The sequence below is a fragment of the Corynebacterium faecium genome (genome assembly GCF_027257105.1).
In the GTDB taxonomy this organism is placed as follows: domain Bacteria; phylum Actinomycetota; class Actinomycetes; order Mycobacteriales; family Mycobacteriaceae; genus Corynebacterium; species Corynebacterium lehmanniae.
Genome location: NZ_JAPYJX010000002.1, coordinates 66,688 through 89,535, shown reverse-complemented (window position 1 = coordinate 89,535; position 22,848 = coordinate 66,688). Strand labels below are relative to the sequence as shown.

Below are 22,848 nucleotides of genomic sequence, written 5' to 3'. Positions count from 1 at the left end.
TACTGAAGATGTCTGATGTCTCCAGTAACGCGTTGTTCGGTACTCTTACGCAGTGGCAAGGCGAGGAGGCAATTGTGCCAAACCAGCGTGATCTAAACGAACCAGGTTCGGATTTTGATCTCGTTGATTTGCCTGTGCCTTCCGGCAGCAAGGGTGGGGCCTATGTCACTCAGACTGGTAGAGTTCTTCCTCCTGCTCAGCAAATAGCCGGTTACTCATCGGACGATTGGGAGGAATTCATCCTCGAATGGGCTTTGGAGCTGAGAACCCAATTTCACCAGGTAAAAAAGATGGGCGGCCCCGGAGACCGTGGTATTGACATAGCAGCATTCAAAACTAGAGACGGCTTCGAAGGACCATGGATATGCTATCAAGCCAAGCATTACGGGAAGGCTCTGACACTGTCTGACGCACTTCCAGAAATGCTTAAGATCTTTTACTTTGCGTTAGACGAGCATTATGTCTTGCCGGAGGAGTATTGCTTCATGGCTCCTAAAGGGTGCGGAGCATCCTTGAACCGGAAGCTGAGCAGTCCTAGTCATCTTCGAGACTGGTTTCTGGGCGAGATCGATAGAAAAGCTCCAGCATGTGTCGCGTATCAAAATGATTCGCTACAAGAAATTCAAGCATTAGCGACTTCAACCGATTTTTCCATGTTCCGCTCGGTTGAGCTCCACGAAATGTTGCAACAGCATGAGAGAACTCGTTACTATTCGGCCCGCTTTGGATGTCCTCTGCCACAGCGTCCTCCTACTCAAGGAGCTCCATCTGACCAAGCGCAAGACGAAACTGTTTATGTGAGAAAACTCTTAGATGTCTATAGGGAACTGGATCCTGTGAACTGCAGAGACTATTCGGCTGTATCAGTGCACCGGAAATATGGATCTCATTTGCAAAGGCAACGAGAAGCCTTCTACTCAGCTGAGGCTCTGCGACGCTACGCGCGTGATTCGGTACCAGAGGGCACCTTTGAGGAGTTGCAAAATGAGATCTTTGAGGGGGTAATAGATACTGCAGAATCCTCATATGAAACGGGGATGGAGCGGTTACAGGCAGTAATGAAACAGTCCGGGCAACTGTCCTTGGACAATCTCGTGCTGATCGCTGTTACCAGACTCTTAGATAGAAAAGGAATATGCCACCAGTTGGCCAATGACGATCGACTTACTTGGATGGGTTAGATATGATCAGTCCATTCAATAGTCCAGTCGAAGTAGGGCTCCAAACATTAGTTCTTCTTGTGGAAGAGTCTCCGGAGGGGCTCGACCTTAGCCGCTTAGTTTTATACAATCACGCACTACTCCATAGTGCAGATTTGGGCGGTCCGCAAAGCCTTCTTCCTCCAACCCCGATACGAACGGGCGAGTTAGGCTTAAAAAGGAGCCGAATCGAAGCGGGGCTAAATCTTCTTGCCGGTGTTGAGCTTGTCGAAATTATTCCAGTTGCGGACGGGATTGAATTTGTGGCGGCTGATTCCGCACATAGCTTTCTGCGCTTGCTCGAAAGCGACCATGTGCGAGATCTCAGACGCTATGCAAAGTGGGTCGTTCGAACTTTCGAAGGTATCAACGATCAAGATTTACGTGCGAAGATGGGCGAAGTTTCTTCCCACTGGATAGAAGAATTTGAAGTATATGAAGCCTCTAGAACGAAGTAGGTTCGATGAGTAGGTTGCAGATAACGCACATTGCTTTCGCCACTGCCGGAGGCGAGTCAGTTAATATCGAATTTGGACCGAAGGCAAATATCATCCACGGACCGTCGGATACCGGTAAATCGGCGCTGGTGAATGCACTTGATTTCGTCTTAGGTGGGTCTAAGCTACGGAACTTTCCAGAATTGAAGCCATATACCGCCATCCTTCTGGGCCTTAAGCTTCCCAGCGAACAGCTGATAACGCTCATCCGGAGAAAATCCGAGAGTACAGTCGCGCTTCATCAAGGGAAGCTATTTGCGCTACCGTTAACGGAACCGGATGAGATTTTAGAGGCCAGGCACGATTCAAAAAAGCGGTCAAACATCTCTCGATTTCTTTTGGAGCAAATCGGCCTCGACGGCAAGAAAGTGCGACGAAACGCATCAAACGCGACGCATACGCTAAGCTTCAGGGACATCGCCAGAGTTTGCATCGTGACTGAAACTGCGATGCAGGCTGACGATGCCCCTGGTACCACTGGTCAATTTATTAATAAGACCAAAGAGCGCTCTGTCATACGCCTCCTGTTAAGCGGCGAAGATGATTCTGGGTTGGTAGCTGGCCCCACAAGAGAAGAAAATCGAATCAAGCAGGCTCGACTGCAGCTTCTCTCAGAACTAAAACTGGTACTGGAAGATCAGATGGATTCGGCAAATCTAAGCACGAATCTTTATGCCGAGCGCGATGATCTTAATCGGTTGATTGAGCGAGCCACATCAGCTAATGGTCAGAAGTTAGTTCAACGTGAAGAACTGTCAGCGCGCAGTATTCAACTCGGCAATGAATTACGCTCGATCAAGCAAAGACGAGCTGAAGCTCTTGCGCTTGAAGGGCGTTTAGGGCTTTTGTTGGAGCAATACGATAGTGACCTTAGACGTCTTGAATCGATCCAAGAAACTGGAGATCTTCTTCAACTATTAAGTCCTGGTATTTGCGTAGTTTGTGGAACTAATCTAGCAAAGCAACACACAAAGAAAGAATGTGATGAACAGGGGTTAAGCTTCGTTGCTGCTGTGTCAGCAGAGCTAACTAAGACTCAACGTCTAAAAGCCGATTTGCTGGAGACCATTCATAATATCCGCTCGGACATCGAGTTGACGGACAATCAGATATCAAATATGCAGTTCGAAAAGGCGCGGCTTGACGGTCAAATAAATGCCCTCGACAACGACCTGGAGCCCCTCAACGAGCAGCTTGAGCAACTGCTTCAACAGCGAGGACAGATCGATCGGCTGATCGGGCTGTATGAGCACTGGGAATTGGTGGATACCATGCTTCAGGAGGAGCAAGACGAAACATCATCCGATAAAGTCGAAACTTCGACCCATCTTGATGAGTCTGTAGCCGAGGAATTTTCAGTGTTATTAAGGAAACATCTGAAGCTGTGGAATTATCCAGAAGCGGAGTCGGTTAAATACGACCCCAAGGAAATGGATATTGTAACACCTGAACAGAAAAGATCCACTCACGGAAAAGGCGTGCGGTCTATTTTGCACGCGGCCTTCGCGATATCACTGGCAGAGTACTGCTTCGACCGTAATCTGCCCCACCCTGGTTTCGTAATTCTCGATTCTCCGTTAATCACTTATCGTCCTCCAGATCGGTTAGACGGCAGTTCCGAATCGCAGCTGCCGGAAGGCGCTACCGCATTTTTCCGCGATCTGGAAACGAACTTCGACGGTCAGGTCTTAGTGATTGAGAATCTGAGTCCAGAGCATTCACTTAGGCCTGACACTGTAGAGATCGCTTTTACGAAGACGCATCGCTCTGGCCGATACGGACTTTTCCCTTCGATGTCCCATGGCGAATCAGATTCCTCGAAATAAACAGTTTTCGCACAAAGCGGAAGGTGGTTTCGTCTAGTGCAAACTGAGAGCGGCCGGAATTTAGAGCCCACGGCGACGTAGATCCTGTTCCGGAACGTCCCTCAACTTATTGGTACCTGGTCACTCCACTATAGAGTTGCTCCCGTGTCTACCCTCATCCCCGTCCACGCTGCGGAGCACGTCCTCGGGGGCGTCTCCGAGTATCTGGCTACCGCGTTTTCGCTTGCGAACCCGGAGACGTCAAACGCGCTGAAGGCGTTTTTGGAGGACACGGAGCGGGGCATGTTTCACGGCCCGTACGTGCGTACGCGGTTGCCGTATGCGCGCGCGATCGGGTGGGACGGGATTCTGGACTGGATGCCGGAGTGGTTCACGCCGTATCACCACCAGGCGGAGGCGTTCCGCAGGCTGCGCAGCAGGGATGAGCAGGGAGCGCGGCGCCCGGAGCCGACGCTGGTGATCACGGGTACCGGCTCCGGTAAGACGGAGTCCTTCCTCTACCCGGTGTTGGACCACGCGGCACGGGCTCGCGCTGAGGGGCAGCGCGGCACAAAGGCGCTGCTGCTGTACCCGATGAACGCGCTGGCGAACGACCAGGCGGACCGTCTGGCCAAGCTGATCACCAACGAGCCGGCGCTTGCCGGTGTTACTGCCGGTATCTACACGGGTGAGGCGACGGGGAGCGTTAAGAAGGTCACGAAGGATTCGTTGATCAACGACCGTGACCAGATTCGCCAGGATCCGCCGGACATCCTGCTCACCAATTACAAGATGCTGGACCAGTTGCTGTTGCGGGAGGCGGACCGGGAGATTTGGAAGCGCTCGGCAACCTCGCTGCAGTACCTGGTGCTGGATGAGTTCCACACCTACGACGGTGCGCAGGGTACAGACGTGGCGCTGCTGCTTCGTCGATTAGGGCTGATGCTCAAGCAGCACCAACCAGAAGGGTTCGCTGGCGAGTTCGCGTCGAACCCGTTGGGGCGGGTCACGCCGGTGGCGACGTCGGCAACGCTCGGCGGCAAGGACGACACGCAGAAGGTGCTCGGCTTCGCCGAGACCATCTTCGGCGAGACGTTCACGCCGGATGCGCTGGTGGATGAAAAGACGCTGACGTATGCGGAGTGGACGGACGAGATCGCGCAGACGTTTGGCGCGCACTCCGCTCCCCTCTCCCCCGACATTGACCAGCTGCGCGGCATCGTGGACGCGATTGCAAGCGACGCCTCCGGTCGCGACCACGCCGATGTGGTGCTGGACGTGTTCCGCACGCAGCTGTGGGGCGTGGATGCCGGCGCGGACCTGAAGACCACCATCGCCGCGTACGCGGTGCACCCGTTGACGGAGAAGCTCCTGAGCGCAGCGAACCCGGCGAAGTCCCTGATCCGCCGTGAGGGCGAGGGCGGCAAGTCGCTGCCGGAGGCGATGTTCGACCCGATCGTGGTGCGCACCCTGGGTGAGACCACTGCGCGGGAGTTTGTCATCCACCTGCTCACCGCCGTGGCGCAGATCCGTGCGCTTGCCGGCGAAGAGTTCGGCTTTGGCGGCAAGCGCCTGCCCGGTGTGGAAACGCACCTGTGGGTGCGCGAGGTCTCCCGCATCGAGCGTGCCGTGACCCCCACCGAGGACGGCGAGACGTTCCGGTTTGCAGACGACGGCCAGCTCGGTGGCGACAACGCCGGGGTGTGGCTGCCGGCCACGTACTGCCGCTCGTGCGGTCGCGCCGGGTGGATGACGGCACTCGAGCCCGGCACGGATGCGGTGGTGCTGAATGGGTCGGAGATCCGGAAGGCGAGCGTCGATAAGCCTGAGCTCGTACGGCCCTTGATTGATGCCACCGCTGAGCACCGCGAAGCCGTGAAGAACCACCTGGAACTGACCCAGCTGGGCGACGAGGACGGCACCCGCGCGCTGATGTGGTTCCACACCGAATCCCGCCTGCTATCGCGTACCGAGCCCACCGAGGAAGATCTCGCTGAGGGCCGCTCCGTGCCGGTGATGACGTACACGGGCCTCAACGCCGAGGAGTTCGCGCGCGAGCAGACGTGCCCGTCGTGTGGCGAGGCGGACTCCATCCGCTACATCGGCTCGCGCGTGGCCACGCTTTTGTCGGTGGGGCTGTCCAACCTGTTCGGCATGCCGTCGCTGGAGCAGAACGAGAAGAAGACGCTGGTGTTCGCGGACTCCGTGCAGGACGCGGCGCACCGCGCGGGCTTCGTGCAATCCAGGGCGCGCGCGTTTGGCATCCGTACGCTGATGCGCAGCGTCGTCGGCGACGACGAGATGTCGCTCGCGCAGATGCCGATGCGGATTATGGGGCGTGCGGACGAGGCCGCAGACCCGGCGCGTGCGCGCTTTGAGCTGCTGCCGCCGGAGGTGGCGGAGACCACCACGTTCACGCCGTTTTGGGCGAAGGACGCTGATACCGCGGCTCGTCGAGAAGCCACTACTGCTGCGTTGCACCGCCTGGAGCTTGATGCGGCGCTCGAGTTCGGGCAGCGTGCGCACCTGCCACGCTCGTTGGTGTCCACGGGTGCACTGATGCCTTCGGTGCAGGTGGACGATGAGGTCCTGTTGGCGGCTGCCGAGGAGGCGCTGCAGCACGTGGACGAGGGCCTGTTCGAGGTCGCTGACGCCGGCTCGCCGGAGCTGCGGCTGCGCTGGCTGCGGGGCCTGTTGGAGCAGGTGCGCGATCGTGGCGGCGTGTACTCGCCGATGCTGAAGAGCTACCTTCAGGACGACGCGAACTCGTGGCGATTGCACAACCGCTTTGCCAAGGCGCACGGTATGCCGAGCTTCCCAAAGGGTGGAGCGCCGGAGTTCCCGCGCTCGGGCGCGGCGTTGGACGATAAGGACCGTGGCATCACTCCCCTGGGCAGCCCGCGGGGCCGGTACGCGCGGTGGACGTCGAAGGTGCTGGGGATCTCCACGCACGACGCGACGAACGTGCTCACTAACGTGTTCAAGGTGCTCGCCCGCGAGGGTGCGGTACAGGCGGTGTCCACCAATTCCGGCGGCACCATCTACGCGCTTGCGCCGGAGAGCGTGGTGGTGCGCCACGAGGACGCAGCCGAGATGTTGCACTGTGGGGTGTGCCGGGGACCGTTGGGCGTCGATAAGCAAACCCGCTCCCTGCTTGCCGGGCTGCCGTGCCCGACGCCCGGCTGCCTCGGCGAGCTGGAGGCGGAAGGCATTGAGCAGAACTACTACTCGCGGCTGTACACCTCCACTACCCCGCGCGCGGTGGTGGCGCGCGAGCACACCGGCCTGATCCCCAAGGAGGAGCGGCTGGCGCTCGAGCGGGCGTTCCGCGGCACCGACGACGAGGCGCCGAACGCGCCGAACGTACTGGTGGCCACGCCGACGCTGGAGATGGGCATCGATATCGGCGACCTGTCCACGGTCATGCTCGCCTCGCTGCCTACGTCTGTGTCCTCGTACGTGCAGCGCGTGGGCCGCGCCGGGCGCCTGACCGGAAACTCGCTGGTGCTCGCCTTCGTGCAGGGCCGCGGCACGATGCTGCCGAAGCTGAACCAGCCGCTGTCCGTGATCGCGGGTGCTGTGGTGCCGCCGGCGGCGTTCCTCTCAGCCACCGAGATCCTGCGCAGACAGACCACCGCGTACCTGGTGGACACCATGACGTTCGCCGCGAACGGGTTGCAGGTGGCGCACGCGCAGGACGTGTTCAGCAGCCGTAAGACATCGCTAGTGCAGGTGCTCGGCGAGGAGATCGCGGCCGGGGTTGCATCTCGTGTGGATGCGTTTTTGGCCACGGTGGAGGACGGCCACGTGGACGCCGCAACCGTTGACGGCGTGCGCGAGTGGGCGTGCGGTCAGGGGCCGGACTCGCTGCTCGGCGAGCTCGAGCGCACCCGCCTGCTGTGGGAGGCCGAAAAGTCCGAGTTGCAGGCGCGCTGGGACACGCTCGCGGACCGGTTGAAGGAGCTCGAGGCCAAGGTCGACCCGAATGCGGGCACCGAGAACGCCGACCCGGAGCTGGAGCGCGAAAAGCGCAGCACCCGGGCGGCATGGCGGCGCGCTGGGCGCGACTACAACGAGATCCTGCTCGACGAGTTCTGGATCAGCTCCATGGAGCGCTACGGTCTGCTGCCCAACTTCACACTGTTGGATGACTCCGTGGAGCTGGCAGTAGTGGTCTCCCAGCTCAACCCGTCGTCCATGCAGATCGACCCGGAGACCTTCGAGCTCTCCCGTGGGGTGTCCTCCGCACTGACGGAGCTCGCGCCGGGCAACACGTTCTACGCCCGCGGCATCGCCGCCACGGTGGACGCCGTCGAGCTCGGCGCCGGTGGCGCGGACGTGGAGCAGTGGCGTCTGTGCCCGGAATGCTCCTACGGCGAAAAAGTGGTGGCCGGTACTGCGCCGGGTTCGTGCCCGGTCTGTGGTGCGGGCGCGTTCGCGGACAAGGGCCAGATTGTGGAGACGGTGCGTATGCGCCGCGTCTCCGCAGAAGTGGACCGTGCGCGGGCGACCATCGACGGCTCACACGAAGACCGCTTCACCATGTTCTTCCACACCGCCCTGAGCTTCTCCGTGCCGGACGGCGGCCACGGCGGCAAGTGGTTCCTCTCCCAGGGCTTCGGCGCGGAATACCTGCGGTACGTGAACTTGAGCTGGTTCAACCTGGGCCGCGGTCCCGCCACGAAGAAGATGCTGGCGGGCAAGGAGATCGACGCTCCCCTGTTCACCGTTTGCAACTACTGCGGGCACCTGGATTCGCAGAAGGGCGCGAACTCGAAGTGGGACCACAGGCCATGGTGTCCGAAGCGCAACGCTCGTGAGGAAGAGTCCGTCACGGTGGCGCTCGGCCGCACACTGCAGACCCAGGGCGTGCTGCTGCACGTGCCGGTACAACTCACCGCCGGCGACAAAGCGACCATCCCGAGCCTGACCGCCGCTATCAAGCTGGGCTTCAAGGAGGTCCTCGGCGGCGACCCGGACCACCTCAACGTGGTCACGGTGCGCGTGCCTGACGCCACCGGCAAGACGGTCGAAGCCCTGCTCATGCACGACAACGTGCCGGGCGGCACCGGGTACCTGTCGCAGTTCGCATCGCCTGAGGACGTGCGCAAGCTCCTCGAGCAGGCCTTCACCAAGGTGCGGGATTGCGACTGCGCTGCTGACGAGCGCTTCGCCTGTCCGGAGTGCCTGCTGCCGTACACGAACTTCCAGCACGTCGAGGTCACCTCCCGCGCCGCCGCCGAGCGCGCCCTGCGCGCGATCCTGAGCAACCAGGACCACCCCGCCCAGGACCTGGATCCGTTGTCGGTGCAGTGGACCCCGCAGACGGAGGCCCCGCAGCTGGACCAGTCCTCCAACCTGGAGGTCCGCTTCCGCGAGATGATGCGCGACGCACTCGAGGCCCGCAATGCCACGGTCAAGGACATCCCCAACGCCGGCGGCGTGGAGTGGCACATCACGTTCGCCTCCGGCGAGGAGTGGAGCATGCGCGAGCAGGTGGACTACGGCTACACGCGCCCGGACTTCCTCTTCCAGCACCGCCGCAAACCGCTGCTGCGCTCGGTGGCCGTGTACACCGACGGTGCCGCGTTCCACTTCAGCGCGCAGAACTACCGCTTCCCCACCGACATACACAAGCGCAACAGCCTGCACTTCGGCGACAAGCAGATCCTGCCGTGGAACGTCACCGACGCCGGCCTGGATTGGTTTGCCCGGGAGACGACGTTCGGCGAGGCCGCGCCGTCGTGGGTCAGCGAAAAAGCGGAGAAACGCACGCGCGCCATGGACGGCATCGGCAACAACGAGATCGCGTTTTTGAAAGCCTCCCCCATCACACAGCTGCTGACCTACCTGGCGGAGCCGGAACGGTCCTCGTACGCGCTGATGGACAAAGCCCTGCTGCAGATGCTCAGCACCTCCGTGGTGCCCTCGCGCATCCCGGGTGGGGCACGCCTGACGTTTCGCAACGAGATCCACTTCGACGCCGCCAAGGTAGGCGAAGAGATGGTGCTGCAGCGACTGCTTGTCGACGCGCTGGCACCCGGTTCCATCACCGAAGACAACTGGCGCGATTTCCTGCGCTTCGCCAACATCGTGTGGCTGGCCAACAATACCGTCACGGTCGACGTTGGCGACGGGGACGCTGTGGGCGTTGGGGAACCGGAGGACGTCGAGAAGCAAAGTGCCGTCGAGACCGCAGTCAGTGGGCTGTGGGCCGAGGCGATCGAAGAGTTCGAGGACGAAGCGGACGTGGCCGCCGCGCTGCGCACCCTCGTGGACGCGGGCGCGGCGCCGACCGAGGAGATCGGCGAGGAAATCGGCTCCATCCCCACCGCCGTGTCCTGGACCGAGCTGCGGATAGCGCTGTTGATCGAGCAGGACGCCTCCTACGCGGGTGCCGAAGCCAAGCTTCGCGAGCAAGGCTGGATGCTGCTGTACCCCGATACACTCTCGCCAGAGACGATCCCGGCCGCGCTGCTGGGTAAGGAGTAACACCATCAAAGGTTACTTCTAGGGAACTGTCTAACCGTCCGAGCAATTCGACCCCGTTGCAATCCGGAAAGATTTTAAGGCAATGAGAAAAACGGTTGCTGGCAATGTTTCGAATAGCTGCTAATATATGCATCGTTGTACGAGAGATTGGAGGAACAATGGGGTTCGAGGTTTTTGACAAGCGGAAATCCGCATTGGGTCAAGCTCCAACGGCAACGCTGCAGAAACGGGGGCTTCTTTCACTCAATGCATCGGCACACCGTTTGATTGGGTCCCCTGAAAGCGTTGAGCTCTTGTACGACCGCGATAGGAAAATTATCGCGTTGCGCCCCTCCGAAGAATCCCATGCCTATGCTTTTCGGACAGCGAACAAATCGACCGGACAAGTCATTGTCTCGCTGACGGCTTTTACCGAATTCTATGGAATTGAGACGGACATCAGTTATCGCCTTTCCCCTAAGTCAGAGGACGGGATGCTCTTGTTGGATCTCAAAACTGCCGTGCCGATTGTTGGCAATAGGTCAAAGAAGAAAGGTGATGATTAAGCGTTAAGGGAGAGTGCGTTAAATAAAACGGTCTCCCTCTGTTGCAGCAGAGGGAGACCAAAACCCGAGCATCTAGCTCAGAGTGTGCGTTTCGGAACGCGTAAACAGCTTAACCTCGGTTGCTGTTTGCGCGCACATCTGAGCCTCATTTTCATAGCTGATTATGAAAGGACGCAGAGTGCGTTTGACTGAGTATTACGGGATCTCGCAGCCCGTAGATTTTGTAGACATCGACATCGCAGGCGATACAAAGATTTTTCTTGATCCGTTCAAAGTTGCTAGGGCGGGATTCGGTGATCCGCTCGCGCGCGAGGCCGACGCCAATATTCGCCACTACTCCTCGTTGCTGAGCGCGAAGTTGCTCAGTTCTGATCTCGCAGACGTAGCCCGAGCCCATCAAATGCTAGAGAACCTGAATGAGCCTCGTGAGACGCGCTTGGGCATGTCGCGCGTTGGTTACAACGGGAAAGGAGTCGCGACGCACCATGCTGATTTGGTTGCGGATGCGCTTCGAGGTGATCTCCGGCCACTTCTATCGATCGGCATTTTCCAGTGGCTTGGAGCGTTACCGGTGTACGTGAAAGGGATCAGCGCTGATCGAATGTCGGACATGACGACTGCTATTATCCGAGCACAGTTGGCGCGCTATACACAGATCCAAATTGCATCCCACCCACAATTCGCCTCTCATCCGCATACCTTGAGGGTCCACAAATTAAAGATGTGGGATTCGAGGCGGGAAGAATGGGTTGACGGTCAATACCAGCTCCCCTTCGCTGAAGGGCATCCGATTCTTCTTGTGCCACGGGATTGGACGGGCCGAAATCTGGAAGTCAGGGGAGATCGGTTTTACGGGGTGAGCTCGCTTGGATACCTTCAACAGGAGTATCAGCTCAACAATCCGGGGGTTGGAAAGCCTTCCAAAACAACTTTGGAAAAGCAGTTTCCAAATCAATATCCGGTCAATTTGGCTGTGACAATGCGCGCTTACAGCAACGGAGTTCGGCTCTTTGATGAGTTCCTCCGATACGTAGATGACAAACTGTGCAACGCAGAAGATGAAGCTCTTCGAGTCGATGCAGCAGGTTAAAGTCTTCTGGGAAGAATTGCTGGTGTGTTTCTTAGCAACAGCCCCTTAACCTAAGGAGTAACACCATGGTGACGTTTAGCCTGTACAGCGGGTTGGACCTCGACGGCGCACTGATGAAGCCGACGATGAACTTCCTGCAGAAGCTGTCTGCGGACCCGACGAATCCGTCGCTGAAGATCAAGACGCTCACGAACGCCGTGGACAAGCGCGTGCGCACCGGCCGCATCAACGACCAGTTCCGCGCGGTGCTCTTTGAGATCCGCGACCAGGACACGCACCACTTCGTGCTTGTGGACGTGGACTCGCACGACGAAGGCAACCTCAAGGCCGAGCGGTTGGACCCGGCGCGGCTGCGTCTGGACGTGAACCCGATCAACGGCATTACGACGCTGATCAAGGAGGAGCCTGCTGCGGGGGATGCTGCTGCGGATGTTGATTCGCGCGCCAAGGCCGAGGCGGCCGCGCGCGCCGCGCACGAGTTGGCGGCCGAGCAGGCGAAGGCGGTTGCGAGGGAGAAGGGGGTGGAGGCGGAGCTCGTCGAGAAGCAATCGCCCGCACCCCGCGAGGTGTTGGGTGAGCTGACGCCCGAGAAGTTGTGGGAGGAGCTGGGCATTGACCCGGCGTTGACCGAGCAGGTGTTGGCGCTCGAGTCCGAGGATGGGTTGGATGCGCTGTTGGCGCCGCGTCCGAAGTGGGAGCACGAGGCTGTGTTGGCGCTGGTGGCGGGGTATTCGGTTGAGGAGACGCGCGAGTCGCTGGGCCTGCGGAAGGTCTCGGCGTCGGAGGCGGCGGAGTCCGAGGACGCGCGCCTGTTGGCTGGTCTGCGGCAGGCGGCTGCGGAGCTGGAGTTCGCGTACGTGGACGACGTGGAGACCGAGTCGCTGCGCAGCGTGATCGAGTCCGGCAGCTTTGAGAAGTGGCGTGTGTACATCCACCCGGAGCAGCGCCGCATGGCGGAGAACTCCTACAAGGGTTCCGCGCGCGTGTTCGGCGGCGCCGGCACCGGCAAGACGGTGGTGGCGGTGCACCGTGCGAACAACCTGGCCATGGGGCGCGTTGCCGGGGCGGGGCCGCGCGTGCTGCTGACCACGTTTACGAAGGGTCTGGCGCAGGGGTTGAAGTCCCAGCTCAACGCGCTGAATCCGGTGTACCCGGAAGCCGGCGAGCCCGGCGAGGACGGCGTATGGGTGGACAACATCGACGCTGTGGTGCGCAAGGTGGTCTCCCTGGGTTCACCCGAGGAGGTTTCGGAGGCAACCCGGCGCGTGCTCGGCGTGGCCGCCCTGCGAGTGCGTCCTTACACGGAAATCGCCGCGCGCCAGGTGTGGGAAGGCGCGCTTGAAGCTACCGACGAATCCATGCCCCGCGAGATTGCCAACGAGGCGTTCCTGCAGGCCGAGTACGAAACTGTCGTGCTGGCCAGTGGGATTACCACGCTGGCGGAGTACCTCAAGGTCGCGCGCACCGGCCGTGGCACGCCGCTGAACCGCAGGCAACGCAAGCAGGTGTGGGCCGTGCTGGAGTCGCTGATGCAGACCCAGGCCATCGACGGGCAACTGTTCTGGCCCACCATGTCCGCCGTGGGCGCGGAGATCTTGAACGTGCGCTACGAGCGCGGCGGTGGGTCCTTGTTCGACCACGTGGTTGTGGACGAGGCCCAGGACTTCAACGCCGGCCACTGGCGCTTCCTGCGCGCGTGCGTGGCGGAGGGGCCGAACGACGTTTTCATCGCCGAGGACTCCCACCAGCGCATCTACGGCAACCCGTTGACCCTGTCGCACTTTGGCATTTCCACTCGCGGGCGCGCGTCGCGGCGTTTGACGTTGAACTACCGCACCACCAAAGAGAACCTGGATTACGCGCTGCGCATCCTGGTTGGCGGCGACATGGAGTTCTTGGACGGCGAGGGCGAGGTCGACTCGGTGGGTGGGTACCGCTCCGCGCGCACTGGACCGGCGCCGATGATTGTGACCGCGGCGTCGGAGGACGAGGAGTTCTCTGTTGCGGCTGCGTTGATCAACGGCTGGCTGGAGGAAGCCGAGCGTGCGGGTGAAGACGGGCCGCGCAAGGAAGTCCGCGTCGGGGTGATGTGCCGCACCCGCGGGCAGCTCTCCCGCGTGGTCTCCGGTCTTGCCGACCACGGCATCGACGCCGTCCAAACCAAAAACGCAGAGTTGGCCTCCCACGAGCAGGTTTCCGTGATGACCATGCACGGCGCCAAAGGCATGGAGTTCACCCACGTGATCCTCATGGGCGTGGGCAAGGAGATCATGCCGCTGCGCTTCCGCCTGAAGAACCTGTCCGAGGAAGACGCTCGCGCAGCCCTCCAGCGTGAGCGCTCGCTGTTGTACGTTGCGGCGTCGCGCGCCCGCGATGCGTTGGTGATCACGACCGTTGGCGAGCGGTCGGAGCTGCTGCCGGAGGGGTAGGGGGTCGCATATGGCTAATCCACGCAGACAGAAGAACTTTCGGCGAACGCAATCCCAGCGCCATCTCCGACGGAATAAGGCGCAAGAAGACCGCCTCCCATCTGAAGAGTTCAGCAGGAAAGACTTCAAGAGAATGGAGGCGCAAGCTCGGCGGATGATGGAACGAAACCGGAGAATGCTCGACGAGTGACCTTGGCGGGTCTTGCAGGTCGGTCGAGGCAATCGGACCCGTTGAACTGAATGTTAAACAGCCTGAGGGGCTTCTGCGGTCTAAAGTTTTGACAGTCGTTCTTAAGCTCCCGTGGAGGTTCCCCAAATGAATAAACGTGTCTTGGCGCCCGCAATGGCGATCGCGATCGCTGCCGGCTCCGTTATTGCCGTTGGAAATGCCGATGCGAAGGAAATGACCGCCGCCGAACTGTATGAGCCGACGATCGGTGGCGCATACGACCTTGGTCCGGATGAATACACTGCCTACCTGACACGTAGCGAAGGTCCCCGGCTGGCTTCGGTCGATCTAAACCTGTTCGAGTCTCCGTACCCTGGGTTGAAGGCGGAGCTAGACAATTCTCCGTACGCTTATCCCGGTGCTATAAAGCTTCGCCTTGAGGGCGGGAAGATTTACCCGGAACGGTTCGATGTCCTGACGGGCGTGACGGTTCACTACGATGACGGCTCCAGCGAGTATGTGGAGGGTTCGTTCACAGTGCGCCCGCTCAAGGCGTTGGTTGCCGGTGAGCCCGCAGAACCAGTCGAGCCGACCACGACGCCCCGCGCCACGGTGAGCGTTACGGAAACCACCACCGCCACTGAGACTGAAACCTATACAGAAACGGTGACCCAAACTACTACGGAGCCAGAGCCATACCCGGTCTATGAGACGGAAACGGTAACTGCCACCACGACTGAAACGGCAACTCAAACGGAGACCACCACGTCGACTGAGTATTACCCGGAGCCGTACCCTGAAATTTTCTTTGAAACCGAAACGGTAACTGCCACCACGACTGAAACGGCAACTCAAGCGGAGACCACCACGTCGACTGAGTATTACCCGGAGCCGTACCCCGAAGTTTCCTATGAGACGGAAACCGTCACTGTCACGGCGACAACGACCGTCGCCCCGCCAGTTGTTACGACGTCCGCCGCCCAGCCGGTGCCGACGCGTTCTTCCGACGATGAACTCACCCTGGCTGACATCTATGATCCCGAAATCTCCACCCTCGGGGGTTACGACATTGGTCCGAGCGAGAGCTATGCCTACCTGGTAAGTGGAGAGGGACCAGAGATGGCAGATGTCGAGGTCCTGCAGTTCGATTCCCCGTACCCGATCAGTTACTCGTTGGCTCCCAAGAACGCACTGATTAACCACCGCGCTTGGATTAACGTCGCAGTCGAGCCTAAGAAAATCTACCCGGCGGAATTTAAGGTTGCGGTAGCCGTTCGGGTGACCTACAACGACGGGTCATCTGAAGAGGTATCCGGCCTCCTCCCCATCCGGCCAGTGAAGTCGCTAGTTACTGGCAATCCGGTACCTTCAACGACTTCTAAGGGTTCGGCAACAACGAGCCCTAGCACGGTAACCATTACCCGCGAGGTGGAGGTGCCGGGAAAGCAGGTCACGGTGACCGCCACTGCTGAGCCGCTCCCACCCAAGACTGTCACCGCTACCCTGACGGAGCGCGTGGAGGTGCCGGGTGAACCGGTCACGGTGACCGCTACCAAAGAAGCCCTCGCTCCAAAGACGGTGACAGCTACGGCAACAGCTGCCCCGGCGACGGTAACTGCCACGGTGACTCGCGTAGAGAAGAGCACGGTGGAGGCTCCGACGGTGACCGTCGATCGATTGAGCACTGTGTTGGCCACCCCTGCAGCTAAGGCAACGACTGTCACAGTGATACCAGCGCCGAATAAGGTGACTGCAACGGTGACCTCGACGTTGAAAGAAACCTCTACGGAGACGACGGTCGTGAAAGCGACCGAAACTGTGACCAAGGCGGCTGACCGCCCGGCTGACGGCAGCGGTTCTTCGCTCAGCACCGGTGGCATCATTGGGGTGGTGGTGGCGCTTCTCGCAGCGCTGGGTGTAGGCGCATTCGCTCTGGCGGGCGGCCTTCCGCCGCAGATCGCGAACGCGCTGCCTTTTTAGACTCCGTGCGGCAGGCGGGGCGGGCCCTTACCCCAGTTGCCCCGCCTCACGCAGGAAGTCGATCACCTGCTCGGCGCCGGTCTCCCAGTCCGTGATCCGGGGGCCTGCCACGTCTCGGTTGTACGGCTGGTCGTAGACGAAGGTGGGGATGTTCATCTCGCGCAGGCTGTCAACGTTGTCTGGGGCGTCGTCGATGTACACGTGCGCACCCACCGAGTCCTTCAGCCCCGTGAAACAGAGCGACATGTACGGAATGTCCATGCGGTCCAGCCAGGCTGCGGTGTCTGACACCACCTTTGCGTGAGAGCCGCCGAAGATCAGCCGGTGTGTCACTACGCGGATGTGCGCGCCGGCGGCCGCGATCTTGCGCATCGCTTCAGGCGCCCCGGGGATGGGGTCGAGATCTCGGTAAAGGCCCTGCGCCACGGCCGCCTTGTGGTGCTCCAGGAAGCCTTCGACGGTGTCGAAGCCCCATCCGGCGCGGTGCAGGGAGTACACCTCGGGTTCCGGCAGCGTCGACGGATCGACACCGCGCCGCTCGGCGACTACAGCGCGGATGCCGTCGGTGTAATCGGCGCACACTCCGTCGAGGTCCAGGCCCACAATGGCGCGGCCACGGAAGGTTCTTTGGTTATCCTGCAGCTCAATCACGGTGTTTCCTTCCGATAGGAATCCGGTTCATTCTCTGGTTTAGGCACTTTAGCTGCGACCTTCAACGCAGTCGCCTGCAAATCTCGCAAGTATTCGCGGATATCGAACTTGCCGGCGTAAAACCAGCAGTACCGGTCCGTCAGGTACTCCACATCCCAAGCACCGGTTTCCATGACTGAGATGGCTTCGCGCTGCAGGGTGCCGTCGAGAAGCACACTGCGAATGATGTACTCCTTGTTCTCGTAATCGTGGTTGCAGAACCGTTCGTACTTGTGCACCCAGATCAGCACCAACACCGCGTGGACAACGAAGGCCACCAGCAGGAACCCGATGATGATGTCGTAGGGCGGATAAACATGTTGCGGCCGATCCGGGCGGCACTTCGGCGGCCCATTGCTCTCGTCTAGCAGCATGGCCACTAGGGGGAGTAGAAAGACCAGCATGGAGACCACGGCGCTCCAGACCACATGAAGTTTGGCCGTGGCATGGATCTCGCGGGCGAGCCGGTGCGTGCCGGTGGTGAACCACATGAAACCGAACAGCGCGAGCAGGAGCGGTAGCGCGATGGCGTTGATATCCAGAAGATTGCCCAGATCCAGTACACCGCTCCACAACACCCGGTCCGCGAACATGAGGCATGCCGCGATCGACGAAAGGAGCATGAGCCATGCCGCCGCCAACGGTGATGCCCCCAGCGTCGGCGCGAACCACACTCGCAGCCATTCCAGGGACCGCTCAGGCGACGGGTTGTACACGTGCACCCGCGACTGCGAGGGGCGCGACGTGCCGTGCGGATGCCGCTTCCCCATCCTGTGGCGAAAGCGATAGAGCATCTGCTTATCGACGGCTCCGCTCTTCCCTCCCCCAGGCATTACCAGCCGCTTACAAGATGGCGTGCCGGGCTCGAGGTAGCCACGAGCCTCGGGCACCGAGAACTCGCCTTCCAGGTCATCCTCGTGGGTGACTAGGCCATACATGGCGATCAGATTGGCGCCCTCGGGAGGCTGGATCTCCAAGTGCGTACTCGACGCGGTGAGGGTGGAGTACGCGAGGTTCATTGATCCAGCCCAGTCCTCCGGTCCGGACGTGTACGGGATGACCCTTTTCGGGCGGAGGCGAACGTTTGAGCGCTGGGTAAGACGCTCCAGTTCATCGCTGACCCGCCGGATCTTCCGGTTGTTCTTCTCCTTTTCGCTGACCTGATCGTGTTCGGTCGACTCCTTGAGGTTGGGGTTGCTCAGGAACTCTTTCTCCGCCTCCTCCGGGTCATTGAAGCTGGATTGCTCGGCATCGCAGGTGAGTTTTGCTAACGCGCGGCGGGGAACCACGTTGTTTCCCGTACCCGTCCAAACAGCATCCGCATCGACAACGACGGAGAACAGATACGAGATGCTCATGGTCGACAGCAGGCAGCACATGATCTCGAGGCAACGGAGTGCGTGTTCTTTGTCCGCGTAGCCAGAGCTCATGGACAACGCATGAAGGATGGCGAGGGCCAGGCACTGCACCGGCAACGAAGAATCGAGGACGCTCCTCTCTTCGAGGTTGGTCCCGTCCACGACCACCTTGCCGCCCGGGATCAGCTGGCCCGCTTCTAGTACCCAGAACGAGAGGTCGATATCCGCCACGGTCAGATGGGGGTCGGGTTTGCTGCGTTGGTGCGACGCTGCAAGCGCGAGTGCGGCAAAGAGCTGGTGGCGGTGGCCTTCTTGCACCGGGTAGACCAGATCCTCGAACTCCGCCGATGGGTGGCAGCGCAGGTCGTAGATGATGTCCAGGATGCCCTGCCTAATCAGCAGATCCGCCTGGCGTTCGGTCCAGGGGACGTCGAGGACCTCGAGGAGGCGCTGGGAAAGCGAGAGCTCGTCGGCAAGCAATCGCAGCGCTTGGAACGGCAGGTGTCCGTTGCGGCTCATCTGCATCGACGAGGTGGATTCGCCGTTGAACTCCAGGTCGAGGTTGATCAGCATGCCCTTGCGCAGGAACGTCAGGGGGACCATGACCTGGTCGCTACCGTTGCTGTAACGGAGTGGTTCCTCATGCGGCAGCTCGAAGTCGAAGCTGAGGCGGCGGCGTGTTTGCCCGTTAGCAATGAGCTGGAGGGAGTCGACTCGGCGGCGCATCCACTGCCAGTCCGAGATCATCGGGAGCACCGCGGCCGCAAGCTGGTCGTCCGGTTCGGGGATGGGGTGAAATCCCCCGGACCGCGAATCTCTGGGCAGAGATGGAAGATTGAACAGGGCAGCATCTTCTTCGGGCCAGCCGGCGGTAACCGTGCGGTTCACCTCCAGCTCTAGAAGGGTGGTCACGGTTTTCAGGGCTTGCTCTTGAACGAGCTGACCAAGAGTGATCTGCTCTCCCATGTCTGTAGGAGCCGTGCTGTGCGACATGCGGAGAAGTTTAGGGCTTGAAAGGTTGGGCTGCCGGGGAGCAGTTGCGAACTCCGCATTGCGGACAACTGGGTGCGGGCCAACTGTTTGCGGTTGGCAACCTTTGGAACGTCGATAGGCGGAGGCCCACTGCAGCTTGGCGAGAGGTGAATGGAGCGAACGCACCGATTTGCTCGTATGTACCGCTGGCCGACGGCGCTGCACCTCAAAACCAGAGCGAACGCACCGAAATGTACTGTTTTACGCTAAACTCACGTCCTATTGGAACAGATTCGGTGCGAACGTTCCGTAATATGATCGGCGAGGAGGCGTGGCGCGTGGACATTGAGGCACTCGGCAGTTTTGTGCGCGCTCAGCGCAAGGAGCGGAGGCTGACCCAACTGGAGGTCGCCGAGCTCGCCGACGTGTCGGACCGGTTCCTCCGGGAGCTGGAGCATGGCAAGCCGACGGCGGAGATCGGCAAGGTGATCGAGGTGCTTGCGGTTCTCGGTTACGACCTCGAACCTGTTGTGCATAAGGGTGATCTGCTGTGACGTCCCCGGTTGTTGCAGCAGACGTGTACGTGGGCGAGGAACTGGCCGGCCGCTTCACCACCCATGCCGATGGCCGCACGGAGTTCGACTACGTGGAGGGCGCCACGAAGGCTGTGGCCTCAACGCTGCCGATCAGTGGCGCGCCCTATGTCACCTCGGCAGGTGCGCTCCCGCCGTTTTTCGCCAACCTGCTGCCTGAGGGCAGGCGGCTCTCCACGCTGAAGCGTTCGGTCAAGGCGTCGTTCGACGATGAGCTAGCCCTCCTCGTCGCTGTCGGTTCCGACACGGTCGGTGATGTCAGCGTCGTTGCGCACGGCAAGCCGCTCGCGCCCTCCCCCGCCGTGATCGATTTGTCTGGCCCGCTCGATTTCTCGGCGGCCATCACTGACGCCGGAATCGCGGATCCCATTGCCGTTCCCGGCGTGCAGGACAAGGCATCGGCACGCACCATTGCGGCCCCAGTTCGCGGCCACAACACCGAATACATTCTCAAGGTGTCCCCGCCCGAGTACCCAAAGCTTGTAGAAAATGAGGCCGAGTGCTTCGCCATCGCAGCCGCCGCCAAATACCCGCTCGCTGAAACGCAATTGCTTATCGACGCCTCCGGTCGCCCCGGACTCCTCATCACCCGCTTCGACCGGTTAGACGGCACCCGGCTCCACGTCGAAGACGCTGCGCAGGTCATGGGCCTGTACCCGAGCGCGAAGTACAGCCCAGCAATGGAGGAGGTGGCGGAGGCGTTGATGGGCGTGAGTGCGTCGCCAAGCTTGACTGCCCGATCAATCGCTTTCCAGGTCGCACTTGCCTGGCTCACTGGAAACGGCGATCTGCATGCGAAGAACATGTCGTTGATCTGGAGGGGCCGCGGGGCTGAGATGTCCCCTATCTACGACATCCCATCAACGGTGCCCTACGGGGATTCCACGATGGCGCTGTCGGTGCAGGGGCGCAAAGACAACATCAGTGGCAAGGCGTTCCGGGCATTCTGCGCGGAGATCGGATTGACGGTGAGCGCAACTGAGCGCGTTATGGCCCAAGCCCTGCGGGTAACCGATGGAGCCGCGGAGCGGATCGTGGCCGCGGCCGATTTCGATCCGCGCCGTGCGCGTGACCTCAGGAGGGTGCTGGACCGGCGGAGGAAGTTGTGGGGCTGACCTTTGGTGCGTCGATAGGCGGATGTCCACTGAAATGAGCACGTGAGGGGCTGTGCTCGCGCGGGGTGCGACGTAGGCTGCCGGGCATGGGGATATTGCCTGAAACGTTGACGCTCAATAGGCTTTTCGGCATGAGCACCTCCATCAATCTCTCCTCGAATATTCTCGAGGCAGCCAAGGTGGCGGCTGAAAAGAGCGACCTCACATTAGACGCGTATGTCGAACAAGCCGTCCGTCATGCGCTAGGGAGGGCTGGGGAGTCAACGCAGGCTAGTGCTCCCGTTGAGCTACCAGCGTTCGATTGCGGTGGGGCGCCATTGATCGATCTCGACGACAAGAATGTTCTGTGGAAGGTTCTCGATGATCATTCCTGATGTGAACGTGCTAATCAATGCACTTCACACCGAGTCCCCTCGTCACGCAGAGGCACGAGCCTGGTTGACCAGAACGCTGCAGGACGGCGATCGTTTGGGCTTGCTTGATGTTGTGGCTACCGGCGTTGTTCGGATTATGACGAACGCGCGAGTGTTCAAGAAACCTCTATCGACTGACCAGGCGATTGGAGCCATCGAGACGATCATGCGGTCTTCTAGCGCCGTCTTGATTCATGGGTCAAGCTTGAGTTGGGAGATCTTTTCGGAGCTCACGCGCAGCTACCACTTTCACGCTGCTGATATTCCCGATGCATGGATTGCTGCGAACGTCATTGCAGAGGAGGCAACTCTAGTGAGCGATGACAAAGGTTTTGCGAGGTTCGGTGACCTCGATTGGGTGACTGTCTCCAGTTAAATCTTGCGGACTCCGCATTGCGGACAATTGGGTGTGCACCAACTGTTTGAGGTGGTCAACCTTTGGTGCGTCGATAGGCGGATGTCCACTGAAATGAGCACGTGAGGGGCTGTGCTCGCGCGGGGTGCGACGTAGGCTGCCGGGCATGGGGATGAAAACTTGGAAAATTGGGGCCAAGGCGGCGGGAACGCACGTTGGGGGCCGGGTAATTGTTGCGAACCGTTTCGGTGGAATAGGCGTTTTCGGGCGGGAGCTTGGGCAAGCGGTTGTTGCCGGACTGAATCGGGCGGCCAGAAAGTGTCGGCGGGTCAGTATGAAGCAGCCGGAAACAGGTGAGGTGGCTGAGAACCTCGCAGGCATCGTCTTGATGGCTGGCTTGCCGCTGCTGCTGATGCGGCAAGCTACAACCGTCGAATCAGCGGGTTCGGCAGCCAGGTTGATGGTGGAGATCAGCGGGGAGGCGCTCGCGCAGGAACCGCGGTTTGCAGGCGTATACGGGCTAGCGATCTCCGCCCGGGAATGCGCCGACGCCGGCCGTCTGGACATGATGGGGCCGTTTTGCGACACCATCTCTAGCGTGTTGCCGAAACCTCTCTCCCACGCGGGCGAAGCGGACCGCGCGATGCGGGTGGAAATCCGGGAGGTTGAGTTCCCGGAACCTAGCGCTGAATTGGCTGGCGACGGCCTGGCGGAGATGGGCCTGAACTACAAGTGCAGCGAGGTAGATGGCCGCGAAATCGGTAAAGACCCCGGCTCAGCGTACTTCCCGCTGCCGCTGTTTGCGCCGGGGACGGCGGAACCGCGCGTGGTTATGGAGATGTGGGTCGATGGCCTGCAAGTGATCGTGGACCTGGAGGCGAAGCTCGCGGGATACGGTGCCCTTCGGGACATGGTGTACGCCGTGGAGGAGGTAGTAGACCGGCACCGGTTCAGCAGTTGGGGGACGCGGCCCGCGTAGCTCATCACGGGTGAGCGTGAGATCACGCGGGGATCCGCCGAGCTGGTCGGGGCAGCGCTTGGTACCTCGGCAGAGCTGTGGCTCAATCTGCAGGACACGTACCGGGAGTGGGGACACTTTAGCCGTCGATAAGTTTTGCGGTCGCGGGCAACCGCCAAAGATGACAG

At 60.5% G+C, this 22,848-nt stretch carries 15 protein-coding genes; 13 read left to right on the top strand and 2 right to left on the bottom strand.

Translation table 11 applies throughout. The annotated features are described in order from the left end of the window. Window positions 1-8 precede the first annotated feature (8 nt). The 8 genes from O5O53_RS02455 (at window position 9) to O5O53_RS02420 (ending at window position 16,206) form a co-directional block, all read left to right on the top strand. Window positions 9-1,181: an ABC-three component system protein gene (locus O5O53_RS02455; RefSeq protein WP_269508726.1), complete on the top strand. Its 1,173-nt coding sequence runs from the start codon at window positions 9-11 to the stop codon at window positions 1,179-1,181. Between the two features lie 2 nt (window positions 1,182-1,183). After that, window positions 1,184-1,657 (top strand): ABC-three component system middle component 2, encoded by a 474-nt coding sequence (locus O5O53_RS02450; protein ID WP_269508723.1) that lies wholly within the window; start codon window positions 1,184-1,186, stop codon window positions 1,655-1,657. 5 nt (window positions 1,658-1,662) lie between these two features. Further along, on the top strand, window positions 1,663-3,522 hold the full coding sequence (locus O5O53_RS02445; RefSeq protein WP_269508721.1) for an SMC family protein: 1,860 nt from the start codon (window positions 1,663-1,665) through the stop codon (window positions 3,520-3,522). Window positions 3,523-3,666: 144 nt separating this feature from the next. Continuing rightward, window positions 3,667-9,993, top strand: a complete 6,327-nt coding sequence (locus tag O5O53_RS02440; RefSeq protein ID WP_269508719.1) for a DEAD/DEAH box helicase — start codon at window positions 3,667-3,669, stop codon at window positions 9,991-9,993. 158 nt (window positions 9,994-10,151) lie between these two features. Next, window positions 10,152-10,538: a hypothetical protein gene (locus tag O5O53_RS02435; RefSeq protein ID WP_269508717.1), complete on the top strand. Its 387-nt coding sequence runs from the start codon at window positions 10,152-10,154 to the stop codon at window positions 10,536-10,538. Between the two features lie 184 nt (window positions 10,539-10,722). Continuing rightward, on the top strand, window positions 10,723-11,628 hold the full coding sequence (locus O5O53_RS02430) for a DUF8370 family protein (protein ID WP_269508714.1): 906 nt from the start codon (window positions 10,723-10,725) through the stop codon (window positions 11,626-11,628). A 65-nt stretch (window positions 11,629-11,693) separates the two neighbouring features. Continuing rightward, window positions 11,694-14,057, top strand: a complete 2,364-nt coding sequence (locus tag O5O53_RS02425) for a 3'-5' exonuclease (protein ID WP_269508712.1) — start codon at window positions 11,694-11,696, stop codon at window positions 14,055-14,057. A gap of 316 nt (window positions 14,058-14,373) precedes the next feature. Next, window positions 14,374-16,206, top strand: a complete 1,833-nt coding sequence (locus O5O53_RS02420) for a hypothetical protein (protein WP_269508710.1) — start codon at window positions 14,374-14,376, stop codon at window positions 16,204-16,206. A gap of 27 nt (window positions 16,207-16,233) precedes the next feature. On the opposite strand, the gene O5O53_RS02415 is transcribed toward O5O53_RS02420, so the two are convergent. Next, a complete protein-coding gene (locus O5O53_RS02415; protein ID WP_239307227.1) occupies window positions 16,234-16,857 on the bottom strand; it encodes a 5' nucleotidase, NT5C type in 624 nt (207 codons plus the stop codon). Further along, a complete protein-coding gene (locus tag O5O53_RS02410; RefSeq protein WP_269508707.1) occupies window positions 16,854-19,247 on the bottom strand; it encodes a hypothetical protein in 2,394 nt (797 codons plus the stop codon). The genes O5O53_RS02415 and O5O53_RS02410 overlap by 4 nt, the downstream gene beginning before the upstream one ends. Window positions 19,248-19,522: 275 nt before the next feature. Here O5O53_RS02410 and O5O53_RS02405 point away from each other — a divergent pair, with 275 nt between their 5' ends. The 5 genes from O5O53_RS02405 to O5O53_RS02385 all read left to right on the top strand — a co-directional run bounded on the left by O5O53_RS02405 (window position 19,523) and on the right by O5O53_RS02385 (window position 22,681). Continuing rightward, window positions 19,523-19,780, top strand: coding sequence for a helix-turn-helix transcriptional regulator (locus tag O5O53_RS02405; RefSeq protein WP_269508705.1), 258 nt, complete (start codon window positions 19,523-19,525; stop codon window positions 19,778-19,780). Beyond that, the gene (locus O5O53_RS02400; RefSeq protein ID WP_269508702.1) at window positions 19,777-20,934 is read left to right on the top strand and encodes a type II toxin-antitoxin system HipA family toxin; all 1,158 of its coding nucleotides are present in this window, start codon (window positions 19,777-19,779) and stop codon (window positions 20,932-20,934) included. Before O5O53_RS02405 ends, O5O53_RS02400 begins: the two co-directional genes overlap by 4 nt. A gap of 131 nt (window positions 20,935-21,065) precedes the next feature. Then, the gene (locus O5O53_RS02395) at window positions 21,066-21,308 is read left to right on the top strand and encodes a hypothetical protein (RefSeq protein WP_269508699.1); all 243 of its coding nucleotides are present in this window, start codon (window positions 21,066-21,068) and stop codon (window positions 21,306-21,308) included. Next, window positions 21,295-21,723 carry a TA system VapC family ribonuclease toxin gene (locus tag O5O53_RS02390; protein WP_269508697.1) on the top strand — a complete coding sequence of 143 codons (429 nt, stop codon included), beginning with the start codon at window positions 21,295-21,297 and terminating at the stop codon, window positions 21,721-21,723. The genes O5O53_RS02395 and O5O53_RS02390 overlap by 14 nt, the downstream gene beginning before the upstream one ends. A 313-nt stretch (window positions 21,724-22,036) precedes the next feature. After that, window positions 22,037-22,681 carry a hypothetical protein gene (locus O5O53_RS02385; RefSeq protein ID WP_269508695.1) on the top strand — a complete coding sequence of 215 codons (645 nt, stop codon included), beginning with the start codon at window positions 22,037-22,039 and terminating at the stop codon, window positions 22,679-22,681. Window positions 22,682-22,848 lie beyond the last annotated feature (167 nt).